Raw genomic sequence first — 23,446 nt, 5'->3', positions numbered from 1 at the left:
TGATGGCCGGTCCGGGCAGGAGCGCAGTCAGATGACGCAGGAGCCAAAAGCAGTTGTGGCCGGCTATGACGGATCGGATGAGGCCGCGGCCGCTGTTCGCTGGGCAGCCCGGCACGCCCGGGCGGTGAACTGCCCGCTGAACGTGGTGCACTGTTCAATGTGGCCGCTGCTTACCAAACACCTCGGCCCGGTGCCGGGCGTGTCCGGCAGCGGCCTGGAGCAGTCCGCCCAGTCCATCCTGGAAGAGGGCGTGGCCCATGCGGCAGCGGAGGTTCCGGGCCTTCAGATCAGGAGCACACTGCTCCACGGACTGCCTGCGCAGCTTCTGGCCCAGGTTTCCACGGGCGAAAGGCTGCTGGTTGTCGGCAGCCGCGGCCTGGGCGGTTTCCTGGGCCTGCTGGTGGGGTCCGTGAGCCTGGAACTCGCGGCCACCGCTGCCTGCCCCGTCGCCGTCATCCGCCGGGACCTCCACCCGGACGGGCAGGTCGTCGTCGCCGTCGACGCCTCAGGTTCCCCCGCAGCACTGGAGGATGCCTGCGCCCTCGCAACGGCGTGGCAGGCAGCACTCACCGTGATCCATGTCCAGCACCAGCCCCCGGGCCACCAGCGGCCAGCTACGCAGGAAGCCGAGGCTGAGGCCCAAAGGATCCTGTCGTCCGCGTTGACCCATGCACGTGCTGCGGCACCCGGTATCACCGCTGAGGGAGAGGTCCTCACGGACGGCTCGGTCCCGCACGCCATCCTCCAGGCCTCCGCAGAAGCCCGGATAGTGGTGGTGGGTTCCCACGGCCAGGGCATCCTCAGGGAAACCATGGGTTCCACCGCCCACGCCGTCCTGCACCACGCCCGCGGCCCGGTCCTCATCTCCCGCCGGGGCAGTTGAAGGAGAGGCAGTTGACGCAGTCGCCCATCGGATGATGGGAAGGAATGCGGGTGGAGTGTCGGCCCACTGCCGGCGGAACCTGGCGCCTAAGCTGGTCCGGTGACCCCTGTTCCCTCCCCCGGCCCCTTGGACGTCGTGGTCCATTCCGGACCGGCGGACTGGTGGGTCATCCTTGCGGGGTTAGGCCCCCTGGCCGTCCTCATCGCGGCCCTGCTCGCCTTCTACATCAACTGGCGCACCCTGAAGCAGCGCACTGCCGCCGACAAGACGGCGCTGGATCAAAAGCGCGAAGCCGATGCTGATGCCCTTCGGCAAAAGACCGAGGCGGACAGCCGGGCGGAGTGGTGGCGCCGCACCCAGTGGGCCTTGGACCGTGCGCTGGACCCGGATGAAGGGACCAAGGCGCTGGGGCTGGCAACCCTGGAGGTCCTGGCCAGGAGCGAGTTGGCCCGCACCGAGGAACTCGAGTTGTTCGACATAGCCTGGAAGAGCGTGGCCGGGGACGAGAACGGCGAGGAGAACGGGGATGATGCCGAGGTGGACGCCGCGTCGGGGCAGGAGCCGGCCTTCGTGGACGACCGGGACAACTTAGGCGAGAATGGAATGACGGATGACGACAGTACCAAGGAGGTTGGACCGTGAGCGCAACATCGCCTGAACACCGTTTCGTCCACACTCCCCGGAACACCGCGGCCAAGCCCGCCAGGAAAACCGGTACGGCTGCCGAGCACCGCGTCCAGGTTGCCGCAGCGCGGCTGCGCGTCACGCTCGATCAACGCCTGGGCCGCGAAACGCCCGCCAAGACCAAGGCACTGGCCAAGGAACCGATCTAAGTCCCGCTCAGTGTTTAACGGTCGACGGCGCGTGGCGGGGGTCGGTGTGCAGTGGCTGCAGTAATTCTCGGATGCGACACAAACAGGCTGATGCGCTGGGACCACCAAGCCGTCGTCAAGCGCGTTGCAAAGTCCGGCCGAGCAATGGAGCGGTGGTGCCTGGAGCATCGCCCGGACGTCAGCCCAGCCACCGAGGCCTGGCTCCTGCTGCACGGCAGCAACGAAGCGGGCGCTGGTTTGATCGGTCACGCGGTGGTGGTGTCGGAACCCTACCAACTGGCCGGAGCTGGGGAATGGTTCATCGCCCTCGCCGTTGACGCACTGCTTCCACTTGGCGAACAGATACGGCCCGGCATCCTTGCCGAGGCCCTCCCCCGGGACCACTGGGCCAAGGCGGGCGGGCCCTCCCTGGTGGCCCTGCCGCCGTCGTACGAGCCTGCCCTGCGCCGGCTTTGGCGTGCTTGCGGGCCCACGACGGCGGGCCGTGCCGAGGTGGGTGGCGGGACCTTGCCGCCGGACGCTGTGAGCACTGTCCAGGTAAGCCGGTTCGAACGGGACCCTGACGCCCGGCGGATCTGCCTGGCGTTCCACGGCACATCGTGCGCGGCCTGCGGGTTCTCATTCGAGTCCGCGTACGGTGGCAGCGCACCTGAGGCCCTGGCCGTGCACCATGTGGTGCCGCCGGAAATGCTGCACAGCGGATATCAGCTCGACCCCATAGCAGACCTCATTCCGCTGTGCCCCAACTGCCATGCGGTGGCCCACAGCGTGAACCCGCCGCGCACGGTGTCCGAACTGCAGAACATGAACTCCGCCTCCAGGCAGGTGATGAGGGGTGAGCTGGTAACAGCCCTGGCCCTGAGGGCTCAGGAGGATGCGCGGCGGATCATGGAAGGCGGGCAGGGATAGGCCCGGGCCACCAGCCCGTAAAATGGAGGCATGACGGTGGCTGCCGATTCCGGTGACGCATTCCAGTTGGCCCGCCGGGCCAGGACTGCGTTGCGTCGCGTACCTGTGTGGACGTGGCGGCTGCTGATGCGTTCGGTCAGCTCGCGGGAGCGGGTGCGGTTCAACACGGATCCCATCACCGAGGTGGCATATGTCCACGACCTCGACTACGTCGGCGATGGCTTGCGCGCCCACCGGCTCGATGTGCTGACACCCCTGGCACATCAGTCGGGTGAAGATGTGGTGGTGGGCGGCGGGGGCCTGCCGGTCTACGTCTATTTCCACGGCGGAGGATGGACATCCGGTGACAAGTCGGCGTTGACCAAGTACTGCGCCAACCAGGCCCTGGGCGGGATGGTGGTGGTCAACGTCAACTACCGGCATGCGCCGCGGTTCCATATGGGGCATGTGCTCGAGGACGCGAACGCCGCCCTTGCCTGGGTTGCCGCGAATATCGGGGAGTACGGCGGGGACCCTGCGCGCCTGGTCCTGGGCGGGGACTCCGCGGGCGGGCAGATTTCGGCCCTGCTCACCGCCATCAGCCTGCGCCCAGAGCTGGCAGCGCACTACTCGCTGCTGCCGGCTGTTCCCGCGGGGCATGTGAAAGGGCTTGTCCAGCACTGCAGCGCCGTTGATTTTTCGGTGTTCTTTGAAAGCGGCTTTGTCCTCAGCCTTAACTTCGTCCGCATGCTGCTGCCGGCCACGGCACCCCTGACCTCTGCACGGCTGCGATCTGCAGCAGGCTATCTGTCCCCCATCGAGTGGCTGGACGGGAACCACCCGCCGGTCTTCGTCACCACCTCCGAGCGCGACTTCTTTTACCGGTCCAACCTCAATTTCATTGCGCGGCTGCAGGACCATGGCGTTCCCGTGGATGCCCTCATCTACCCCTGGGCCAGTGCCAACACCGAACACACCTGGCAACAGGATTACCGCTATCCGGAATCGCAGGAGGTGTACCGGCGGCTCCATGCGTTTGTGGGCAACGTGGCCGGTCCTCCCGCTGCCGCTGACTAGGCGCGTCCGGCTGGGCTATCTTGGGACCATGCCGGAGCCGGGCCAAAGAGACTACGGAGTTGATCCCGAGGAGTTTGGCTCTGCCCGAGTGGATGCGGCGGCCCTGCAGGATGCGGAGCTGGGTGATGTCGACTGGTCCGTGCCACCGCCTGGCTCTGTGCAGTTCACGCTGGACGTCCCCAGCGGCAAGCTCGCCGCCATGGCGCTGGGCAATCCGGATGATCCGTGCGTGGTCCTGGTGCCGGGCGCCACCGGCTCGAAAGAGGATTTCTCGCTCATGATGCCGGACCTTGCCGGCGCCGGATACTACGCGCTGACGTACGATCTGGCGGGCCAGTACAAGTCAGCGGGGGCAGGGCCGGAGAACCTGGTGCCGCCCCGGAAGCATTACGACTACGGGTTGTTCGTGGACGACTTTCCTGGCGGTCCTTGAAGGTACAGCCGCCCCCGTGCACGTTGTGGCCTATTCCTTCGCGGGCATCATCGCCCAGCTCGCCTACGTGGAGCGCCCGGATCTCTTCCGGTCCATCACCTTCCTGGGGTGCCCACCGGAACCGGGTCCGAGTTTCCGGGGTGTGAGCCGCATCGGCCGGTTCAGCACGTGGGTCAACGGCAGGGCCGGTGCCGCGCTGCTCATCTGGGGAATCCGCAGCGGGAGGGTGGCCCACGTACCGCCGGGAAGGCAGCGGTTCGTCAATTACCGCTTCCGTTTCACCCGCCGCTCGTCCATCCGCGATATCTACACCCTGATGCAAAACGTTCCAGATCTACGGCAGGAACTGGCTGAGGCAGAGCTTCCCAAGTTCGTGGCCGTGGGCGAGCATGACCTGTGGCCGCTCCAGCTGCACCGGCTGTTTGCGCAGGCGATCCGTGCGCGGATCGGGGTCTACAGGGGTGGGCACAGCCCATGCGAACCGTCCCCGCATGAGTTCAGCCGTGATCTCCTGGCGCTTTATGCGAAAGCGGAGGAGGCGTAGCAAGGGGTTCCTGGCCTGGTAGCTGCACCGTTTCGGCACGCTCGCGAAGGTTGAGCAGCATCTTCCGCATCATCCAGATGTCTCCGAATTCCACGAGTGCCGAGAAGGCCATGGCGGGCGGGAACCAGCGGTACCGGGCACGGATACGGCTGATAACCCGGGTTGAACCGTCTTTGGTGGGCTCAAGCTGCCAGGTCCAGCTGGTGTTCCCCGGCGTGCCCCAGACCATGGACAGTGGCGGGTCCATCCTCTGGACCGTTATGCCGTGTCTGCCATCTGGGCTCATGGGGACGATGTCGCCTACGGCGAGGTTCTGCAGCTCAGGAATAATCCGCCGTGCACTTGGCCGGCCAAGGTTGTCGAGGATGTCGTAGCTGTACCAGCCGCCGCGGCCAAGCCCCACCTGGACCAGCCAGGGCCATATCCTTTCGGGCGCTGCACCGATGGTGATGGCCCTCGTGGCATTGAAGGTCGGTTGGGGCACCAGTTCGTCGCCCGGCATCGCTCGGGAGACCTCTTCCGGCCCAGCGCCCCAGGTGAGTTGCCAGGGACGTAACCAGCGCAGATAGGCCCCCACCGCGGCCGCGATCCCCAGTATGGGCAGCAAGCGCGTCGGGAGTCGCATCACCTCAGTTTGTGGACCTGTCGGGCCCAGGAAAAGTGCCGAATGTCCTGTGGCCCGGTCAACGCCCTGCCAACCCCTGCAGGATAGCGGCGCCAAGGTGGGCTCCGTTCATCAATGTCAGGAGGCCCACCGCCGGTACGCCCAGCATCCAAGCCGCGCGTCGCCGTCGTGCCTGCACAACAAGGCGCCTGAGGGCGCCGAACTTTTGTTGAAGCACCCGCGGGTCATGTTGCGCGGCCGGACGCTTGTGCCAGGTGCCCGGCTTGCCCGCGACGGCGGAAATACGGGTCAGTTCCGCCCAGGCGAGCACGGGACTGGCCGTGCGCAGTCAGCGCGGAAGCTGGGCGTCGGTGACCACCACCGCCTGCTCGGGGCACGCCTTTATGGTCAGCGTCTTCGGCTCGACAATGACGACGACGGCAGTCACGTTCACGGGAAAACCCGCCGCGGCAGTCAGCAGCTTTGAGGCGCGCGCAGCTTCGTGGGCCGCGTTGTAGAGGTGCCGGGTCTTCCTACCGGCGACCATGAGGGTCCTGCCTGCCACCCAGACCGGCTGGCCGGAATGGTTCTTCGTGTTGATGGTGAAGACGCCGGCGGGGCCGATCAGCACATGGTCGATATCCGACGAACCTGCGCCTACCGGAACGGCGTGGAGAACCCGCCACTCGGGACCCAGATTTTCCAGGATCTCTCCAACGACGATTTCGCCGATGGCACCCAGGTACCAGGACGAGCTTTCCGCACTCAGGGGACTCACTCCGAAGATCCGCTGGAGCCTGGATCGCGGCGGCACCTGGCTCTGCAATGCCAGCAACTCTTCGATGACCGCCTGGCCCGGTACACGGGTCCCTAAGTGCGCTGGTACTGAATCGGTGCTCACGTTTCTCTCCCCCACTGTGTGATGCATGCAGCATGAGCATAGGGCCTGCATTGGTTGTCCGCACCGGTTTTCGGGGGTTCCTGGCAGCATCTTTCCCAAAAACTTGGGGAACGCGGCGGATCGCATACGGCTTTCCGCCGCCGGCGGGCTTCCGGGAACCGTGGCATGCTGGCTACGATCTCCAGCACACCTCGACGTACTGGTGTGGCTCGGCGGCAGAGGAGGAGACTGGCGTGGCCCGAGGATCGAAGATGAACGGACCCCACTGGCGTCGCGTGCTGGCGATGCTGGGCAACGCTGATGCCAGGACCGCCTACGCCCAGATAGTGCTGGGAGCGGCCCCTAATGATGTCCTGCCTGATGTGAAGGAGCAGCGGCGCCAACGAGCCATCGCTGGCCTGCTGGAGTCCGGGCTCGTCCAGCGGCAAGCATCCGGCGGGCTGGTGGCGGGGGAAGCGATATTCCGTGACCTGCTGGCCCAGCAGCCCCGCCGGCAGCCGCGGACCGGGCTGGACAGGTTCATGCGGCTCGGACGGATTGAGAGATATCCCGCGAACCTGGCAGAGCGGCGGGCGCTGCTGGCGAGGATCGCCACCGAGACCATCGCACCCGGCGAAAAGCTCACAGAGAGACAGGTCAACGAGCGGCTGCTCAGCTATACCGACGACGTGGTGCTGCTGCGCCGATACATGGTTGACTTCGGCGTTTTGCAGCGCACGCCTTCGGGTTCCTCGTATTCCTCGGCAGAGTAACCGCCCCCTGCCCTGACATGGTGTGCAGTAGTTTGGACGGCATGAGCAACTCGTCACGTACGTTGCCGGCAGGCGATATCAAGCCGGCCCTGGCCTTCGGTTCAGTGGCGCTGCTGTGCGTTGTGGCAGGCGGTCTCGTTGCCGCGGTAACTAGCCCGCTTCAGCTTGAGCACGGATCGTGGGTCGCGGCCTATCTCGTTCTCGTCGGAGGAGTGGCGCAGGGGGCTTTGGGGATAAGCCAATACTTTTTGGCGCCACGACGCTTCATCGGTTGGAAGGTTGTCGCGGAGCTGGTTGCCTGGAACGCTGCAAGCGCGTTCGTTATTGGCGGCACATTGGTTGCCAACCCCTGGGTGGTCGATGGCGGCGGCGTGTTGCTGGTTGTGGCGTTGGCGTTGATGTTTCAGACTGTTCGCCGCTCCGGTACAAAATCCGGCTGGGCGCTGTGGGTTTATCGGGTCTTGGTGGTGGTAGTGGCCGTCAGCATACCCATCGGGCTGGTGCTGGCCCATCTGCGTGCTTCATAACCGCTCCGACCCCGCGCGGAGCCGCCGGCTGAGCCGTTCCTTCTGCCCCACACCGCCTAGAGAATCCGCTGGAACATTCGGTGGTCCTGCCACAGCCCCGCTATCCGCAAATAGGCTCGCGCGGTGCCGTACGACTCGAATCCGTTCTTCTCCAGCACCCGCTGGGAGGCCGTGTTAGGCACCAGGGTCGCGGCCTCAAGCCGGTGCAGCGCGAGGTCATGTTTGGCGATGTTGACAGCGGCAGCTACCGCCGCCGTCATGATTCCGGAACCCTGCAAAGCCTGGTCCATCCAGTACCCCAGGTGGGCGTTTTGGAAGGCACCGCGCACGATCGAACTCAGGGTCAGCAGGCCGACGGCCTCATCTAGTCGTACCAAGACCATTGGAAGGCCGGTGCCTGCAGATAGTTCCCGTCGCTGCCTGGTGATCACCTCTTGTTGTCCTTGGACCGTGTAGAACTTGTCGGGACGAATTGGTTCCCACGGCGCAAGATGGGCGCGGTTCTTCTGGAACGCCTCTGTCAACGCCCTGGCGTCCAGCTTTTGGACGGGCCGGAGGACAACGCCTTCAGGGAGTTCGAAAGAGAAGTTCATCTGTTCACACTACCCAGCAGGACTATTCCCTTGGACCCGAACAGATGTGCGGCGTGCGCTGTGGAGGGCAGCGGGCGCGAAGCCCAGGTCGCCTAGACTACTGACATGCCTACACTTGTTCACGAGTTTTCCTGGCCTGACCGGGTCGTCATCGGCACCGTGGGTGTTCCGGGGGCGCGCACCTTCTACCTGCAAGTCCGCACAGGCAAGCAGATCGTGACGATCGCCATGGAGAAGCAGCAGGCAGCTCTGCTCGCGGAGAAGATTGACGATGTTCTCGATCAGCTCAACGCCCTTGAGGGAAATCCCTTCAGCGTTCCCACCAGCACTCCCATTGAGTTGGTCGATAACGATCCGCTCGAGGCCGTTGAAGAGCAATTCCGGACCGGCGCCATGAGCCTGGGTTGGGACCCCACCACGGCGCAGGTAGTCATAGAGGCTTACCCCATCAGCGATGCGGATGATGAAGACGAATCCCTTGATCAGGACGACGCTGAGGTACCCGAAATGGTGTTGGTGAAAATGCCGGTGGGCACCGCCCGGGCATTTACCAAGCGCACACGCGAAGTAGTGGGCGCCGGGCGTCCCCTCTGCCCGCTCTGCGGGTACCCCATGGACGCCGACGGCCACATCTGCACCCCTCCCGACAACTGATGGGGCGCGCCGCGAACAGCCGGCGCAGGCCGTTGAACGCAGCGCTCCCCTATGAGGCTGTCGATACGAAGCGCTGAAGGTTCTGGAGGGTGGCAGGGGTGGCTGCGATTTCAATGACGCCACGGTCTGAGTCCAGGCTGATGACGTGAAAGTCCAACGGCACTTCCTGCTTGCCGTCGTGGCGGTTGGCCTTCCGTGGTGGGGACTCCGTGGCCCTGACTCCCGTGAGGGCCTTGCTGCGGCCGATGGGTATCAGTTCGTCATGAATGGTCGGCTGGAAATCGATCCTTCCCGGGCCTGGGCTGGCGATGCCCGCCTGCCATGTGCTGCTGAGCGAGCCCGGTGACGAACCGGGGAAACGCAGGAAGATGACAAATCTGCCCGGCTCATCAAGCTTGGCGGTGTCCGTCGGGAACCTCGTCAGGAAGAACGCGCCGCCACCGATCAGCAGAGCGTAGAAGACGGCATTGGCGACCGCGTCGTCGGGGTCGCCCCCGAGGATGAGACCGGCCGCCAGGATGGCGGCGAAGGCAACGACGCCCACCAAAACTGCACGGAGCGCGGGATGCATTTCGCCCCACTTCCTCATGGCGTCATCCTAGGCCCGGACCCTGCCCTCCGCTACGGCTCATCCTTTGTGACCGGGATGAACCGTTCATGGCGGGGAAACGGGTACTACAGTGGAGGCATGGCTGCCAGCCGCAAACCGCTCGACGAGCTGCGCGAAACCATCGGCCACCTGGCCGATCAGCTCAAGCTGCCCGGTTCAGAGCGCGTCGACGACCTGGTCGGCGATCTCATCGGTCCACGGCCCGGGCCGGCCCGGCCCCTGTCCGAGCTGCAAGAGGAGCTCGACGCACTGGTTGGGCTGGAGACCGTCAAGGAACAGGTACGGGCCCTCGTCGCACTGCTCCAGGTCCAGGCCCGCCGTAAAGCACACGGGCTGCCCGAGGTGGCCACATCGCAGCACCTGGTGTTCCTTGGGAACCCGGGCACGGGCAAGACCACTGTGGCGCGGCTCCTGGCCGAGATGTACCGCGCGGTCGGTCTACTGCAGAAAGGCCACCTGGTCGAGGTCGACCGTTCCGGCCTGGTGGGGCAGTACGTCGGCCAGACCGCCATCAAGACGGACCGGGTGATCCGGCGTGCGCTGGACGGCGTCCTGTTTATCGACGAGGCCTACGCGCTGGCGCCCGAGGACGGCCGGATGGACTTCGGCCCCGAGGCGATCGAGGTCCTGCTGAAGCGGATGGAGGACCACCGCCACCGCCTGGTGGTGATCGTGGCCGGGTACCCGCGGCTGATGGAGTCCTTCCTGCTCTCGAACCCCGGGCTGCGCTCCCGGTTCGCCCGCGAAATTACATTCCCCGACTACTCCGTCGACGCACTCCAGACGATTTTCCACCAGATGCTGGCCCAGCACGAGTACAGGCTGGAGCCCGGTGGGGACCAGATGCTGCGCCGTATCCTCGCCGGGCTCCACGCGGGCGAGGACTCCGGCAACGCACGCTTCGCCCGCACGCTGTTCGAGCAGGCGCTCAACCGCCAGGCATTGCGGCTGTCGCTCGACGAGGAACAAGGTCTCGACGCGCTCGATCGCGAGGCTGTCATGACGCTCACCGAGGACGACATCGTCAAGGCCGCACTGGCCCTGGGTGAGGAGCCGGAGCCGGAACCGATGCCGGCACCGGAGCAGCCGCGGTGGTGGCGCTGGCTCGTCTGACCGAATCTGCGGTGCCCTGGACGATGTCCTAGTAGTCGATGGCCTTCCGGTCCATGGACTTCAGCGCCGCAAGCCGTGCCTCTACTTCGGTCTGCTCGCCGAGGTCTTCCAGGGAGGCGAACTGGGCGTCCAGTGATGAGGCGGCGAGTTCCTGCTGGCCGCGGGCGGTGGCTTCCTGGCGGCGGACCTTGTCCTCGTAACGGCCGATCGCCGATGTTGGGTCCCCGCCGTCCAAGGCTTTGAGGGCGTCGTTCACCTGGGACTGCGTGGCCGCGACGCGGGCGCGGTTGACCAGCTCGTTGCGCTTCACGGTCAGCTCCCGAAGCTTTCCGCGCATCATTTCCAGACCGTTCTTCAGCTGGTCAACAACCCGGTTCTGCGCGGCCAGGTTTGGCTCCTGGGCCTTGGCGGTGGCTTCGGCAGTCATCTGCCGGCCGATGGCGACCTTGGCGAGGGCGTCGAACTTGTCCGCGTCAACGCTGTTCCCCGCGGCGCGGAACTCATCGGCCTTCCGGGAGGCGGCGATGGCCTTGCGGCCCCAGGTGTTTGCGTCGTCCATTGCCCTGTTGTAGTCGTCCTCGGCCATGCGGAGGTTGCCGATCGTCTGGGCGACCGCAGCCTCGGCTTCGCGAATGTTCTCCGAGTAGTCGCGGACCATCTGGTCCAGCATCTTCTGCGGGTCTTCTGCGGAGTCGAGGAGGGCGTTCAGGTTGGCCTTGGCGAGCTGGGCGACGCGGGAGAAAATACTCTGCTTCACTGCGGCCTTTCTATCGTTGGTGGAATTGGCATCCTATCGGAATGGCAGCAACCTGGGACCCAACGGTAATGACGCGGCCACTCTTGAGCAAACCTTGTGCCCATCGTGGGCTGCCGTTTAGGAACGGGTCCTATCTTTGGGGGCAGGATCCTCCCGCTGGGGGCAGGTTCTACACATGGGGAAAGGGCCGGCGGCCGAAGCATCCCGAGACCGGATGCAGCCCCCCAAACCGCCGCCGGCCCTTAACCCGGGCCTCCCGGAATCCCGGCTGACCCGGGCGCGACTGACACCACCACCCGGCGATGGTTCCGCTCAACGTGGCGCGGGCGTCAACGAGGTGCTACAAATCCAAGGCGGTCGTCCATGCTGTGACGCTCGTCCTGCGGAAAGAGCCCGGCCAGGATCCGGTCCGATTCCCCTTGTGCCGCTACGTCGAAGGCTCCGCCTGTGATCAGCAACTCGTCAGCTCCGGAGGCAGCGAGCAGGTGTTGAACCTGGGTCCGCACCTCGGAAGCCGTGCCGTAGATCGAGGTGGCCAGGCTCCTTTCGACCGCTTCCTTTTCCCGTACAGTCAGGCCGGCCCACTCGGCCGGGCCCACAGGCGCCAAGGCAGCGAATTCGCCGGTGGTCCTGGAACGGGCCAGCGCGACGGCTTCGGGCAGAAGCAGTTCCCTGGCTGCCTGGCTCGTGGCGGCCACTGCTACATTGGCGGAAACCATGACGAAGGGCCGTTGGAACCAGCGTGATGGACGGAACTGTGAGCGATACCTTTCCAGCGCGGGGAGTCTGCCGTTCTGATCTGTCCGGAACACGGCTGGCCCGCCCAGCACCACTGCCAGGCCGGCACGGGCTGCGATATCGATTCCCGATCCCGTGGCCAGCACGAATACCGGTGTCGCCGAGTCGTTCCGCGGCCGGGCAGTGATGGACGCGGTTCCGGACAGGTAGGCCAGCAGTTCGGCCAGCAGGTCTTCAAACCGCTCCGCGTCCTGTTTCCCGGCGTGCAGCGCATCCCGGACTGCAGGCGTGAAACCCACTGACCGGCCGACGCCCAAATCGATCCGTCCGGGATGAAGGGCCTCCAGGGTGGCCGCCTGTTCGGCCACCACGAGTGGCTGGTGGTTGGGAAGCATGATGCCTCCTGAACCGACCCGGATGGAGTGCGTCCGGGCAGCAACGGCGGCCATCAGCACGGCAGGAACGGAACCGGCGATGCCTGGTACCGCATGGTGCTCTGCGACCCAGAAACGGTGATAACCCAATTCCTCCGCCCGCTGAGCCCGTTCCAGCACCCGGTGGAGGGCGTCGGCAGCAGGAAGCCCGTCGCGGGCGTTGGCGCGGTCCAGAATGGAAATCCGGGGAAGGGAAAGGGTCATACTGCTGGAACCACGCCCGGCGAGGAAGAATTCCGCTCCCGAATGCGCGGTACGGAGTCCCGGGTCTTAAACAAACGACCCCGCAGGCCTCAGCATGCGGGGTCATTCGGGGTGCACCGGTGAAGAAGAAGACTAGAAGTCCCAGTCCTCGTCTTCGGTGTTCACTGCCTTGCCGATCACGTAGGAGGACCCGGACCCGGAGAAGAAGTCGTGGTTCTCGTCCGCGTTCGGCGACAGCGCCGACAGGATGGCCGGGTTCACGTCCGTCACGGAGGCCGGGAACATCGCCTCATAGCCCAGGTTCATCAGCGCCTTGTTCGCGTTGTAGTGCAGGAACTTCTTGACGTCCTCGGCCAGGCCCACGCCGTCGTACAGGTCGTGGGTGTACTGGACTTCGTTTTCGTACAGCTCGAAGAGCAGTTCGAACGTGTAGTCCTTGATTTCCTGGCGGCGCTCCTCGGACACGGTCTCCAGCGCACGCTGGAACTTGTAACCGATGTAGTAGCCGTGCACTGCCTCATCGCGGATGATCAGGCGGATCAGGTCAGCCGTGTTCGTCAACTTGGCGCGGGAAGACCAGTACATGGGCAGGTAGAAGCCCGAGTAGAACAGGAAGCTCTCCAGCAGCGTGGAAGCCACCTTGCGCTTCAGCGGGTCGTCACCCTGGTAGTAGTCCATGACGATCTGGGCCTTCTTCTGAAGGTTCTCGTTCTCAGTGGACCAGCGGAACGCCTCGTCGATCTCCTTGGTGGAGGCCAGCGTGGAGAAGATGGACGAGTAGCTCTTGGCGTGCACGGACTCCATGAACGCGATGTTCGTGTAGACGGCCTCCTCGTGCGGGGTCAGCGCATCCGGGATCAGCGAGACGGCGCCAACGGTGCCCTGGATGGTGTCGAGCAGGGTCAGGCCGGTGAACACGCGCATGGTGAGCTGCTGCTCAACCGGGGTCAGCGTGTTCCACGACTGGACGTCGTTGGACAGCGGCACCTTCTCCGGCAGCCAAAAGTTGTTCACCAGGCGGTTCCAGACATCCACGTCCTTGTCGTCCTGGATACGGTTCCAGTTGATGGCCTCGACGTGGCTAAGCAGCTTGACCTTCTCGGTCATGTCATCCCCTAAGCGTTGGGTGGGTTTCACTAAGTTAAAGCGTACGACGGCGGGCGCCCATCCGCCGTCGTACTGGCACCTTTAGTTGACGGTGCAACTAGAGCATGCAGCTGACGCAGCCCTCGACCTCGGTCCCTTCCAGCGCGAGCTGGCGGAGACGGATGTAGTAGATCGTCTTGATGCCCTTCTTCCAGGCGTAGATCTGGGCCTTGTTGATGTCGCGCGTGGTGGCGGTGTCCTTGAAAAACAGCGTCAGCGACAGGCCCTGGTCCACGTGCTGGGTGGCGGCAGCGTAGGTGTCGATGACCTTTTCGTAGCCGATCTCGTACGCGTCCTGGTAGTACTCCAGGTTGTCGTTGGTCAGGTACGGCGCCGGGTAGTAGACGCGGCCCAGCTTGCCTTCCTTGCGGATTTCGATCTTGGACGCCACCGGGTGGATCGAGGAGGTGGAGTTGTTGATGTAGGAGATTGAGCCGGTAGGCGGCACAGCCTGCAGGTTCTGGTTGTAGATGCCGTGCTCCATGACGGAAGCCTTCAGCGCCAGCCAGTCAGCCTGGGTGGGGATGTGGACGTCCTTGAAGAGCTCGCGGACCTTCTCGGTCTGCGGCACCCATTCCTGCTCCGTGTACTTGTCGAAGAACTCGCCGGAGGCGTATTTGGACTTCTCGAAGCCGCCGAACGTCTGGCCGGTTTCGATGGCCAGCAGGTTGGAGGCCCGGACGGCGTGGTACACCACGGTGTAGAAGTAGATGTTGGTGAAGTCCAGGCCCTCTTCGGAGCCGTAGTGGACCCGCTCGCGGGCCAGGTAGCCGTGCAGGTTCATCTGGCCCAGGCCGATGGCGTGGCTCTGGTCGTTGCCCTTGGCGATGGACGGCACCGAGGTGATGTTGGACATGTCCGACACTGCCGAGAGGGACCGGATGGCCGTCTCGATGGTCAGGCCGAAGTCCGGGGAGTCCATGGTCTTGGCGATGTTCAGCGAACCCAGGTTGCAGGAGATGTCCTTGCCGGTGTCGGCGTAGGAGAGGTCATCGTTGTACGTGGTGGGCTGGGAAACCTGGAGGATCTCCGAGCACAGGTTGGACATGATGATCTTGCCGTCGATCGGGTTGGCCCGGTTCACGGTGTCCTCAAACATGATGTACGGGTAACCGGACTCGAACTGGATCTCGGCGAGGGTCTGGAAAAACTCGCGGGCCTTGATCTTGGTCTTCTTGATCCGCGAGTCATCCACCATCTCGTAGTACTTCTCGGTGACCGAGACGTCGGAGAACGGCATGCCGTAGACGCGTTCCACGTCGTAGGGCGAGAACAGGTACATGTCCTCGTCCTTCTTGGCCAGCTCGAACGTGATGTCCGGGATGACGACGCCCAGGGAGAGTGTCTTGATGCGGATCTTTTCGTCCGCGTTCTCCCGCTTGGTGTCCAGGAAGCGGTAGATGTCAGGGTGGTGGGCGTGCAGGTACACGGCACCGGCACCCTGGCGGGCACCGAGCTGGTTGGCGTAGGAGAAGCTGTCTTCGAGGAGCTTCATCACGGGAATAACGCCGGAGGACTGGTTCTCGATCTGCTTGATCGGGGCGCCGACTTCGCGGATGTTGGTCAGGGCGAAGGCCACGCCGCCGCCGCGCTTGGAGAGCTGCAGCGCGGAGTTGATGGAGCGGCCGATCGACTCCATGTTGTCTTCGATGCGGAGCAGGAAGCAGGAAACCAGCTCGCCGCGCTGCTTCTTGCCTGCATTCAGGAACGTAGGGGTGGCCGGCTGGAAGCGGCCGTCGATGATCTCATCCACCATCTGCAGGGCCAGCTGCTCGTTGCCGCGGGCCAGGTGCAGGGCAACCATGCACACGCGGTCCTCGTAGCGCTCCAGGAAGCGCTTGCCGTCGAACGTCTTCAGCGTGTAGGAGGTGTAGAACTTGAAGGCGCCCAGGAAGGTCTCGAAGCGGAACTTCTTCTTGTAGGCGCGGTTGAACAGCTCACGGATGAAGTTCATCGTGTACTGGTCCAGCGTCTCGCGCTCGTAGTACTGGTTCTTCACCAGGTAGTCGAGCTTCTCCTCCAGGTCATGGAAGAACACCGTGTTGTTGTTAACGTGCTGCAGGAAGTACTGGTGCGCAGCCTCGCGGTCCGCGCCGAACTGGATTTCGCCATTGGGACCATAAAGGTTCAGCATGGCGTTCAGCTCGTGATAGCCCAGCCCCTTGTAGGCGGCAGGCATCTCAGGCTTCTGGGCCCTGGTTACTTCTGTGTCTGCGACAGTCGTGTCCAAAACTTGTCCAATCCTTGGTTGACCCGGGTGACGTCTTCCGGCGTTCCCATAAGTTCGAATCGATAAAGGTGGGGTACCTGGCACTTGGCGGCGATGATGTCCGCTGCCATGCAGTAGTTGTCCCCGAAGTTTGTGTTGCCGGCGCCAATAACGCCGCGGAGCAGTTTCCTGTTCTGCGGGTTGTTGAGGAACCGGATGACCTGCTTGGGAACGGACCCCTCTCCCCCGGTGCCGCCATAGGTGGGCACCACCAGCACGAACGGCCGGGTAGCGAGGAGGGGTGCGTCCTTTGCATAAAGCGGGATCCGGGCCACCTCTCGGCCAAGCTTCGCAACGAAGCGGCTGGTGTTCTCGGATGTGGAGGAAAAGTAGATGAGCCGGCTCTCCGTGAGAGCCTGCCCGGGATCGTTCCGATCTGTGGCCGGCGGGGACACCTCCACACGCTGAGCCGTGTGGTCACGCTGTGCTGTTGGTGCCATGGGAGTCACCTCAGCTGGTAGTTGGTTGCCGGCAGGAAAAGCTGTAGCTCCTAGGCCACGGAAGAAACGGCAGAAAGTGCCAGTTCTTCAATCTTGTCCGGGCGGAAGCCGGACCAGTGGTCCTGGTCGGTGACCACAACGGGAGCCTGCATGTAGCCCAGTGCCTTCAGGCGCTCGAGTGCCTCGGCGTCCTGGGAGATGTCAACGCTCTGGTAGGTGATGCCCTTTTTGTCGAGCGCGCGGTAAGTGGCGTTGCACTGAACACAAGCAGGCTTCGTGTAAACCGTTACGGTCATTGTCCCTGTCCCCTAAGTTGAACTCTTGCTGGTGCGGTGTCCCCGTCCAGCTGTATGTAGATACTACATGTAGTGCAGACGCCTCTTTGGAACCCCAAGATGATGTATTACAAGTATGTCATTTAATGCACCGTTAATCCACAGGCAAGACCGGAAAAAATGCCCGGGATCCCGGGTTTTTTGCGGTGTTGGTCCACACCCTGTGGACGGACTTGCCCACTTATGCACAGTGCGCGTGTCGTGATTCCCCGGCGTGTCGCCCGCCGTTCGGGCGCAAGGAAAAGGGTCCTTCATCACTACATATGGTGATGAAGGACCCTTGGCGCAGCACCGGCTGACAGGCAGAACGTTCCCTACTTCATACCGGGATTGAGCCTGGCGATTGCCGCGGACAGTACGGTGGCGAACCCGCACCAGGCCGCGTACGGAGCGAGCGAAACCCCGGCCGTCCGGTTCAGCCGGTAGGTCCGCCGCACCAGGTCAGCGCTGCTGGCGGCCAGCACGGCTGCTTCGGCAGCTCCCAGCCACGGCCGCCGGGAGCGCCAGAAGAACCAGCTCCACGACGCGTTCAGCACCAGGTTGGCGGCCAGTGCACCCTGGTAGGAACGCAGCTCCCGGCGGTGGTCCCTGCGGACAGGCCCGGGACTGTCGGCAGCCTCATCAAGTTCAGCAGCCCGGTCCAGCGCGACAGCGGACGTCACCGCCAAATCGGCGTACAAGGCAGTCCACACCACGGGAAACGCAATTGCCGGTGGCTGCCAGTCCGGCTTGCGCAGCTTCAGGTACCAGCTGCTCTGGGGGTCGGTCGCCACCCCGCCTGCCGCGGCGGTGGCGGCCGTTGCCGCCGTCGTCCATGCCAGTGTCTTGAGTTTCATGCCTGCTCCTCCCCTTTCCTTAACACGCAAACCTAGAGCTGCGCCTCCCGGCGGTCCAGCACAATCTGCTGCACGTCCAGGTACCCCGACTGGAAACCGGCGCGCGAGTAGCAGAGGTAGAACAGCCACATCCGCTGGAAGACGGCATCGAAGCCCAACTCCCCCACTTTCCGGGACTGCGACAGGAACCGCTCCTCCCACAGCCGCAGGGTGGCGGCGTAGTGGTCGCCCATCCCCATGCGCTCCCTGACGCGCAGGGTGGTGTGCTGCTGGGTCACTCCCTCAATGGCCCGGACGGACGGCAGGAAACCGCCGGGGAAGATGTACTTGTGCACCCACGTGTACGCGTTGCGGGTGGCCAGCATCCGCCCATGCGGCATGGTGATGGCCTGGATGGCCACCTTTCCGCCGGGGGCAAGAACGCGGTCGATCGTCTGGAAGTAGATGGGCCAGTATTCATAACCCACGGCCTCAATCATTTCCACGGACACCACGGCGTCGTACTCGCCTTCCACCGCCCGGTAGTCCTGCAGGGCCACGGTCACCCGGTCCGCGAACCCGGCCTCCGCGATTCGTGACTCGGCCAGCGCCTTCTGCTCGCTGGAGAGGGTGACGCTGTAGACGGTGGCGCCGCGGGCAGCGGCGCGCAGGGCAAGCTCGCCCCAGCCGGTGCCGATTTCCAGCAGCCGGGTCCCCTGGCCCACGCCGGCTTTGTCCAGCAGCCGGTCGATCTTGGCCTGCTGGGCCTCCGCCAGGAAATCCCATGCCACCGAGGACAACGGCCCGGCCTTTTCCGGGAACAGCGCCGACGAGTAGCTCATGGTGGTGTCCAGGAAGTTGGAGAACAGCTCGTTGGACAGGTCATAGTGCCGCGAAATGTTGCTGCGGGTGTTCTGTTCGGCGTTGCGTTCCTGGCGGGGCGTCCGTGGCAGGTACAGCGAGCGCAGCTTCTGCAGCGGCATGGGGATCAGCGTGTCCACGGAAGCAGCGAAGACTTCCAGCACCGCGGCCAGGTCGGAGGACTCCCAGTCGCCGGCCATGAAGGATTCGCCCAGGCCGATCAGGCCGTTGTCGCCGATACGGTTCTCAAAGGCCTCGGGCCGCACCATGGTCATCACAGGAGCGTTCTGTCCGCCCGTTCCCAGCACCGTGCCGTCCGGGTATTCCACCCGCAGCGGCAGCCGCTTCACCGCTCCCTTGAAGAGCAGGCCGGCAGCTTTGCCGGCGACGTCGGCCTTGAGGCCCGACGGCGGTGCGGCAACACCGGGCCAGCGGTCGGGATCGATGGTGGCGGGCGACGCCGGCACCCCGTTGGCGCCCCAGGCTGCGGGGCTGTACCCGGCGGGGTGTGCGGGGGGCGCCGCATCGGTACGGGCTGCAGTGCCGTTGTCGTCAGTCATTGTCATTGAACTGCCTCCTGTGAAGGGTGATGTGGTCTGGCAACGACGGGCAGGCGTCTTGCCCAGAGTTTAATGCCCTGAATCCGGATCAGGGCGGATACCAGCAGCGGCGCGGCAGGCACCGTCAGGGCGGCAGCCAGGATGTTCCGGACCGTGGCGGGCCTGCGACGTCCGTCCATGGTGGCCACGAAGGGCCGCTGCCCCTCCCGCTCCAGGATGATGGACACCGCCAGCCGGTCCCCCGGTGCCGGTAGCTTCATCCGGTACTGCCCGTCGACGTCGTTGAAGGGTGAAACGTAGAACGCCTTCGGCACGGATGCCCGCCCGGCGGTGTCGGTGCGCAGCAGGTAGCAGTGCCGTTCCCCGTAGGTGTTGTGGACCTCCGCCACCACGCATTGCAGGTCCCCGTTGGAGCGGTAGCACCAGAACAGGCTGAGCGGATTGAAGACATACCCAAACACCCGGGCGCTGGCCAGCATATGGATGGGGCCGCCGTCGGGCTCCATGCCCTGGGTCCGCAGGTACCGCTCCACGTTGGACCGGATGCTGGCGTCCGGATCCCCCAGGTGGTCCCCGGCGCGGAACACGGCCAGTGGCCGGAGCAGGAACGGCAGCCGTGGAATCGCGTCCACGTCCACGAACCAGCTGTAGCTCCGGTACGTGAACGCGTTCTTCAGGGGACTGCGCCGCACGTGGGAAATGGAGGTGCGGTAGATCGAGGCGTCCATGGTCATGCAGGTTCCGCGGCCAGTTCCCGCTCCCCTTCACCGGCCGGGTCGCCCGGGCCGCCGAGCACCACCGGCCAGGTGCGGCCAAGCTTCTCTGCGGCGCGCACGCCGGAGAGGGCGCCGTCCTCGTGGAAGCCCCAGCCAAGGTAGGCCCCGGCGTACGCGATCCGGCTGTTGCTCAGGGCGGTGATGGCCTGCTGGGCCTTCACCGACTCGGGAGTGTACTGCGGGTGCTCGTACACCATCCGCTCCAGCACGGCGTCGCCGGCGATCAGCTCCGATTCGCCCAGGCTTACCAGGTAGGGGCGGCCGTCCGCGGGCGTGAGCCGCTGCAGCCGGGTCAGGTCGTAGCTCACCAGGACCTTGTCCGGCCGGGCGTCGCAACCCGGAAGGCGGTAGTTCCAGGACGCCTTGGCATTGTCTGCCGCCGGCAGGACGGCGGGGTCCTGGTGGAACACGGTGTGGTTCACCGAGTAGGGCATCCCGCCCAGCGCTTCCTTCTCCTCCGGGGTAGCATCGGCCAGGAACCCGAGCGCCTGGGCAGGATGGGTGGCGATCACGACGGCGTCAAAGTCTTCCAGCCCGCTGTCGGTTGCGAGCTCCACCCCGTCGGGCAGCCGCCGGATGGCCCTGACGGGCGTGTGGAGCCGGACGTCGCTGAGTGTTGCGGCGAGTTTTTCCACATACCGGGCCGAGCCGCCGGTGACCGTGCGCCACTGCGGCGAGCCCTTGATGCCCAGCATCCCGTGATGGCCAAGAAAGGTGAACAGGTACCGTGCGGGATAGGCGAGGGCGGTGGTGGGATCGCAGGACCAGACGGCGCTGACCACAGGGGTCATGAAGTGGGAAATGAAGTACGGGCTGAACTTCTCCCGCTCCAGGAAAGCGCCGAGCGTCAGTTCCGGGATGTCCACTTCGTCGCTGACGGCCGACGGCGGCGCGGTCCTGAGCAGTTCCCTCGCCTTCCGGTAAAAGCGTGTGACCTCCAGCAGCATCAGCAGGTAACGGCCACGCAGCAGGCTGGAGGGCTTGGCGATGATCCCCCGGGCACCATCCCGGGCACCGGCGTATTCCAGTCCGCAGCCGTCGCAGCGGATGGACATGCTCATCTCCGAGTCCTGGGTTTCGACGCCGAGTTCGGCGAACAGCCGCAGCAGGGTGGGATAGGTGCGCTCGTTATGCACGATGAACCCTGTGTCCACCCCGATGATGCCTCCGTCCGGCTGCGGCATGTCATGGGTGTGGGCGTGGCCTCCCAGCCGTGAGTCTGCTTCGAACAGGGTGACATCGTCCTGCCTGTTCAGCACATAGGCGGCCGTCAGTCCTGCCACGCCGCTGCCGATGACGGCGATGCGCCGCCTGCCTGCACTTCCTGCTGGGTTAAGTGACAACTTATGCTCCTCTGCTGAACATTTGTCGCTGGGCCGGGTATACAGACGGCAATTCGGCGCAGTAGCGGCGGCGGATGGGTGCAGTACTGTGGGCTGGTGGTAAATCCCGTGCACCTGAAGACCCTCCTGGAGGTCACGCGGCTGGGCTCGTTCGCCGCGGCAGCCGCGACGCTCGGCTACACGGCATCGGCCGTCTCGCAGCAGATGTCCGCGCTGGAGCGCGAAACCGGCGTAACGCTCTTCCAGCGGACGGCGCGCGCCGTGGTCCCTACGGAAGCCGCCGTCGTCATGACCCGGCATGCCGCCAAGGTGCTCACCGACATCGAGGCCCTCATGGCCGCCGCGTCAAGGACGCAGGACAGCGAAAGCCAGGAGCTGCGGCTGGGGATCTTCCCCAGCCTGGCCACCTACGTCCTGCCCCGGATCCTGAAGAACCCGGCCTGGAAGAAACTCGGCATTGACCTGCGGGTATCCGTCGCGGAGCCCGGCCAGACCATCCAGGGCCTGCGCACCGGCGGGGACCTGGACCTGGCGGTGGTGTTCCAGGTGGGGCAGACGGGCTTCGCCTGGCCCAACACCATCAACCGGCAATGGATCGGCGACGACGACTTCCGGGTGGTGCTGCCGGCGGGCTGGGGCTTCCGGGCCGATGCCAAGGTGGCGGCGGACCACCTTTCAGAGATGCCATGGATCATGCACCACCCCGGCACGAGCGACGCCATGGTGATCGAACGGCTGTTCGCCGGCTGCAACCTGCACCCCCGCGTGGTTGCACACAGCGACGACTTCCACGCAAGCCTGGAAATGGCCGCCGCCGGACTGGGCGCGGCCCTGGTTCCGGAGTTGGCGCTGCGGAACAAACCGGCAGGCGTCGTGGTGCTGGACGTGCCCGAAATCCGGCTGGCACGAAACGTATTTGCGCTGCTGATCAACGACCGGAAGACCGCGCGGGTACAGCTTTTCGTGGACCTCCTGGCGGAAACCCTTGCCGGGATGCGCACCGCGGTGAATTAGGGCCGAACGCTGGAATGGTCTGCGCTTCGGGTCTATGTTGAGACTATGAACAAGGTAGCGAGCCAGCACTTTGGGGAGATCGAGCTCAACCACGGCATGGATCACCTCTTCGCGGCCCAGCACGAGCTGCGGGGCCACCCGCTGGAACTCGACCTGAACATCAAGGCGCACGACCACTTTGACGAGGCCGCGCTTCGCAAAGTCGAATACCGGCTGCGCTTCCTCCCCGAACTGGTGGACGAGGTCCGCGCAATGATCGCGGAAGAGCTTGAGCAGGAGGGCACCAGCCCCCAGGAGTACCTGCACTTCCACTGCAACGCCCTCAAGGACGAGCATCTGCACAAGGTGTTCGGTGTCCAGGACCGCAGCCAGCTCACCAACGAGGTCTTCCTCAAGGCCCTGAAACTGGGCCACGTGGCCATCTACCCCGGCCAGCCCGAGCGCTACTTCGTCCTGGACTTCACTTTGGGCCAGCACTTCACCGATGAGGTCCTGGTGGCGTGCGCCGACCAGGACGGCGTTGTGGACGACGAGATCGTCTGGGAGTCCTGAACGGGGCGTTTGGCCCTGGCGCCGCCGCGCCGGTGGTTCCACCATGGGAGTTATGCAAGAACCCAGGGCCGGCACGTTTCGGCTCGCTGCTTCGTTGCTCCTGGCCGGCGTGCTGGCCTCGATAATCGCCGGTGTGCTCCATGCGGGGTCCCATGACGCCAACGATCACGTTGCCTCGTTCACTGCGTACGCCAACAGCGGCATCTGGACCGCCGTACACCTCGGTCAGTTCGTGGGGATGGCATTGGTATGCGCAGCCCTTGTCTCCCTGTGGGCAGCCCTTGAGGCGAGTCAGCACGCTGTGGCCTGGGTTGCCCGGTTTGGTGCCCTTGCCGCCGCTGCCGGCCTGGCACTTTATGCGGCACTCCAGGCGGTGGACGGCGTGGCTTTGAAGCAGGCGGTGGACGCCTGGGCCGCTGCCCCGGAGCCCGAAAAAGCAGCCCGGTTCGCTACGGCAGAGGGCATCCGCTGGCTGGAATGGGGCATGCGCAGCTACCAAAGCTTCCTGCTAGGAGCTGCACTGGGGCTCCTTGGGATTGCTGTGGCTGCCACACATCGTGTCCCCCGGATCATCGGACTACTCATGGCGCTGTCCGGACTGGCTTACCTGGCCCAGGGGTGGATCATCGGAGAATCCGGGTTTTCCGACGCCAACTCGGCGCCTACCTTGGTCGGCATCGTGGCAATCGTCGCGGCCAGCGTTTGGCTGGCAGTCAGCGCCTGGCGGATGAAGCAGACGACGGCGGCCGGTCACCTCAGGTGACCAAACCGCCGTCGTCCGCTCCTCAAG

At 64.9% G+C, this 23,446-nt stretch carries 26 protein-coding genes and 1 pseudogene; 13 read left to right on the top strand and 14 right to left on the bottom strand.

Annotated elements, in window-relative coordinates:
• Positions 1–31: 31 nt before the first annotated feature.
• The 6 genes and pseudogenes from ACFO0G_RS08640 (at position 32) to ACFO0G_RS08615 (ending at position 4,658) form a co-directional block, all read left to right on the top strand.
• Positions 32–883, top strand: coding sequence for a universal stress protein (locus ACFO0G_RS08640; RefSeq protein ID WP_376977051.1), 852 nt, complete (start codon positions 32–34; stop codon positions 881–883).
• 99 nt (positions 884–982) lie between these two features.
• A complete protein-coding gene (locus ACFO0G_RS08635; protein ID WP_376977050.1) occupies positions 983–1,525 on the top strand; it encodes a hypothetical protein in 543 nt (180 codons plus the stop codon).
• Positions 1,522–1,716: a hypothetical protein gene (locus tag ACFO0G_RS08630; RefSeq protein ID WP_376977049.1), complete on the top strand. Its 195-nt coding sequence runs from the start codon at positions 1,522–1,524 to the stop codon at positions 1,714–1,716. The genes ACFO0G_RS08635 and ACFO0G_RS08630 overlap by 4 nt, the downstream gene beginning before the upstream one ends.
• Before the next feature lie 90 nt (positions 1,717–1,806).
• The gene (locus tag ACFO0G_RS08625) at positions 1,807–2,625 is read left to right on the top strand and encodes an HNH endonuclease (protein ID WP_376977048.1); all 819 of its coding nucleotides are present in this window, start codon (positions 1,807–1,809) and stop codon (positions 2,623–2,625) included.
• Positions 2,626–2,655: 30 nt separating this feature from the next.
• Complete coding sequence (locus ACFO0G_RS08620) at positions 2,656–3,681, top strand: alpha/beta hydrolase (protein ID WP_376977047.1); 1,026 nt, start codon at positions 2,656–2,658, stop codon at positions 3,679–3,681.
• 28 nt (positions 3,682–3,709) lie between these two features.
• Positions 3,710–4,658 (top strand): annotated as a pseudogene (locus tag ACFO0G_RS08615) (alpha/beta fold hydrolase).
• Here the strand turns inward: ACFO0G_RS08615 and ACFO0G_RS08610 are convergent.
• Together ACFO0G_RS08610 and ACFO0G_RS08605 are read right to left on the bottom strand one after the other, a co-directional pair.
• On the bottom strand, positions 4,612–5,283 hold the full coding sequence (locus ACFO0G_RS08610; protein ID WP_376977046.1) for an SRPBCC family protein: 672 nt from the start codon (positions 5,281–5,283) through the stop codon (positions 4,612–4,614). The pseudogene ACFO0G_RS08615 and the gene ACFO0G_RS08610 overlap by 47 nt on opposite strands.
• Positions 5,284–5,611: 328 nt before the next feature.
• On the bottom strand, positions 5,612–6,163 hold the full coding sequence (locus ACFO0G_RS08605; RefSeq protein WP_376977045.1) for a nuclease-related domain-containing protein: 552 nt from the start codon (positions 6,161–6,163) through the stop codon (positions 5,612–5,614).
• 251 nt (positions 6,164–6,414) lie between these two features.
• Here ACFO0G_RS08605 and ACFO0G_RS08600 point away from each other — a divergent pair, with 251 nt between their 5' ends.
• Complete coding sequence (locus tag ACFO0G_RS08600; RefSeq protein ID WP_376977044.1) at positions 6,415–6,915, top strand: DUF2087 domain-containing protein; 501 nt, start codon at positions 6,415–6,417, stop codon at positions 6,913–6,915.
• A gap of 41 nt (positions 6,916–6,956) precedes the next feature.
• Positions 6,957–7,442: a hypothetical protein gene (locus ACFO0G_RS08595; protein ID WP_376977043.1), complete on the top strand. Its 486-nt coding sequence runs from the start codon at positions 6,957–6,959 to the stop codon at positions 7,440–7,442.
• Between the two features lie 56 nt (positions 7,443–7,498).
• On the opposite strand, the gene ACFO0G_RS08590 is transcribed toward ACFO0G_RS08595, so the two are convergent.
• Complete coding sequence (locus ACFO0G_RS08590) at positions 7,499–8,035, bottom strand: GNAT family N-acetyltransferase (RefSeq protein WP_376977042.1); 537 nt, start codon at positions 8,033–8,035, stop codon at positions 7,499–7,501.
• Positions 8,036–8,140: 105 nt separating this feature from the next.
• Here ACFO0G_RS08590 and ACFO0G_RS08585 point away from each other — a divergent pair, with 105 nt between their 5' ends.
• A complete protein-coding gene (locus ACFO0G_RS08585) occupies positions 8,141–8,689 on the top strand; it encodes a DUF3090 domain-containing protein (protein WP_286397431.1) in 549 nt (182 codons plus the stop codon).
• A 49-nt stretch (positions 8,690–8,738) separates the two neighbouring features.
• On the opposite strand, the gene ACFO0G_RS08580 is transcribed toward ACFO0G_RS08585, so the two are convergent.
• On the bottom strand, positions 8,739–9,278 hold the full coding sequence (locus tag ACFO0G_RS08580; protein ID WP_376977041.1) for a hypothetical protein: 540 nt from the start codon (positions 9,276–9,278) through the stop codon (positions 8,739–8,741).
• 99 nt (positions 9,279–9,377) lie between these two features.
• On the opposite strand from ACFO0G_RS08580, the gene ACFO0G_RS08575 reads away from it, so the two are divergent.
• Positions 9,378–10,412: an AAA family ATPase gene (locus ACFO0G_RS08575; RefSeq protein WP_376977465.1), complete on the top strand. Its 1,035-nt coding sequence runs from the start codon at positions 9,378–9,380 to the stop codon at positions 10,410–10,412.
• 28 nt (positions 10,413–10,440) lie between these two features.
• Here ACFO0G_RS08575 and ACFO0G_RS08570 read toward each other — a convergent pair whose 3' ends face one another.
• The 10 genes from ACFO0G_RS08570 to ACFO0G_RS08525 form a co-directional block, all read right to left on the bottom strand.
• Positions 10,441–11,169, bottom strand: coding sequence for a PspA/IM30 family protein (locus ACFO0G_RS08570; RefSeq protein WP_376977040.1), 729 nt, complete (start codon positions 11,167–11,169; stop codon positions 10,441–10,443).
• A gap of 329 nt (positions 11,170–11,498) precedes the next feature.
• Complete coding sequence (locus ACFO0G_RS08565) at positions 11,499–12,545, bottom strand: MsnO8 family LLM class oxidoreductase (RefSeq protein WP_376977039.1); 1,047 nt, start codon at positions 12,543–12,545, stop codon at positions 11,499–11,501.
• Between the two features lie 132 nt (positions 12,546–12,677).
• Positions 12,678–13,652 carry a class 1b ribonucleoside-diphosphate reductase subunit beta gene (gene nrdF / locus ACFO0G_RS08560; protein ID WP_015937302.1) on the bottom strand — a complete coding sequence of 325 codons (975 nt, stop codon included), beginning with the start codon at positions 13,650–13,652 and terminating at the stop codon, positions 12,678–12,680.
• 97 nt (positions 13,653–13,749) lie between these two features.
• Positions 13,750–15,870 carry a class 1b ribonucleoside-diphosphate reductase subunit alpha gene (gene nrdE, locus ACFO0G_RS08555; protein WP_376977463.1) on the bottom strand — a complete coding sequence of 707 codons (2,121 nt, stop codon included), beginning with the start codon at positions 15,868–15,870 and terminating at the stop codon, positions 13,750–13,752.
• Positions 15,871–15,890: 20 nt separating this feature from the next.
• Positions 15,891–16,361 (bottom strand): class Ib ribonucleoside-diphosphate reductase assembly flavoprotein NrdI, encoded by a 471-nt coding sequence (gene nrdI / locus ACFO0G_RS08550; protein ID WP_376977461.1) that lies wholly within the window; start codon positions 16,359–16,361, stop codon positions 15,891–15,893.
• A gap of 89 nt (positions 16,362–16,450) precedes the next feature.
• Positions 16,451–16,696, bottom strand: coding sequence for a glutaredoxin-like protein NrdH (gene nrdH / locus ACFO0G_RS08545; protein ID WP_013601222.1), 246 nt, complete (start codon positions 16,694–16,696; stop codon positions 16,451–16,453).
• 353 nt (positions 16,697–17,049) lie between these two features.
• A complete protein-coding gene (locus tag ACFO0G_RS08540; protein ID WP_376977038.1) occupies positions 17,050–17,571 on the bottom strand; it encodes a TspO/MBR family protein in 522 nt (173 codons plus the stop codon).
• 32 nt (positions 17,572–17,603) lie between these two features.
• Complete coding sequence (locus ACFO0G_RS08535) at positions 17,604–18,977, bottom strand: class I SAM-dependent methyltransferase (RefSeq protein WP_376977037.1); 1,374 nt, start codon at positions 18,975–18,977, stop codon at positions 17,604–17,606.
• Positions 18,974–19,705 carry a DUF1365 domain-containing protein gene (locus ACFO0G_RS08530; RefSeq protein WP_376977036.1) on the bottom strand — a complete coding sequence of 244 codons (732 nt, stop codon included), beginning with the start codon at positions 19,703–19,705 and terminating at the stop codon, positions 18,974–18,976. The genes ACFO0G_RS08535 and ACFO0G_RS08530 overlap by 4 nt, the downstream gene beginning before the upstream one ends.
• The gene (locus tag ACFO0G_RS08525; RefSeq protein WP_376977035.1) at positions 19,702–21,090 is read right to left on the bottom strand and encodes an NAD(P)/FAD-dependent oxidoreductase; all 1,389 of its coding nucleotides are present in this window, start codon (positions 21,088–21,090) and stop codon (positions 19,702–19,704) included. The genes ACFO0G_RS08530 and ACFO0G_RS08525 overlap by 4 nt, the downstream gene beginning before the upstream one ends.
• 96 nt (positions 21,091–21,186) lie before the next feature.
• On the opposite strand from ACFO0G_RS08525, the gene ACFO0G_RS08520 reads away from it, so the two are divergent.
• From ACFO0G_RS08520 to ACFO0G_RS08510, 3 genes are read left to right on the top strand one after another with little or no spacing between them, the layout of a single operon-like run.
• Positions 21,187–22,104 (top strand): LysR family transcriptional regulator, encoded by a 918-nt coding sequence (locus ACFO0G_RS08520; RefSeq protein ID WP_286397450.1) that lies wholly within the window; start codon positions 21,187–21,189, stop codon positions 22,102–22,104.
• Positions 22,105–22,149: 45 nt separating this feature from the next.
• Entirely contained in the window at positions 22,150–22,656 is a 507-nt protein-coding gene (locus ACFO0G_RS08515; protein WP_286397452.1) for a DUF2004 domain-containing protein, read from the top strand.
• Positions 22,657–22,708: 52 nt separating this feature from the next.
• Positions 22,709–23,419 carry a DUF4386 family protein gene (locus ACFO0G_RS08510; protein WP_376977034.1) on the top strand — a complete coding sequence of 237 codons (711 nt, stop codon included), beginning with the start codon at positions 22,709–22,711 and terminating at the stop codon, positions 23,417–23,419.
• Positions 23,420–23,446: the final 27 nt, after the last annotated feature.

Source organism: Arthrobacter sedimenti, assembly GCF_042652025.1.
Taxonomy (GTDB): domain Bacteria; phylum Actinomycetota; class Actinomycetes; order Actinomycetales; family Micrococcaceae; genus Arthrobacter; species Arthrobacter sedimenti.
Note: the sequence above shows the minus strand (reverse complement) of the source record. Positions and strands in the feature narration are given on the sequence as shown.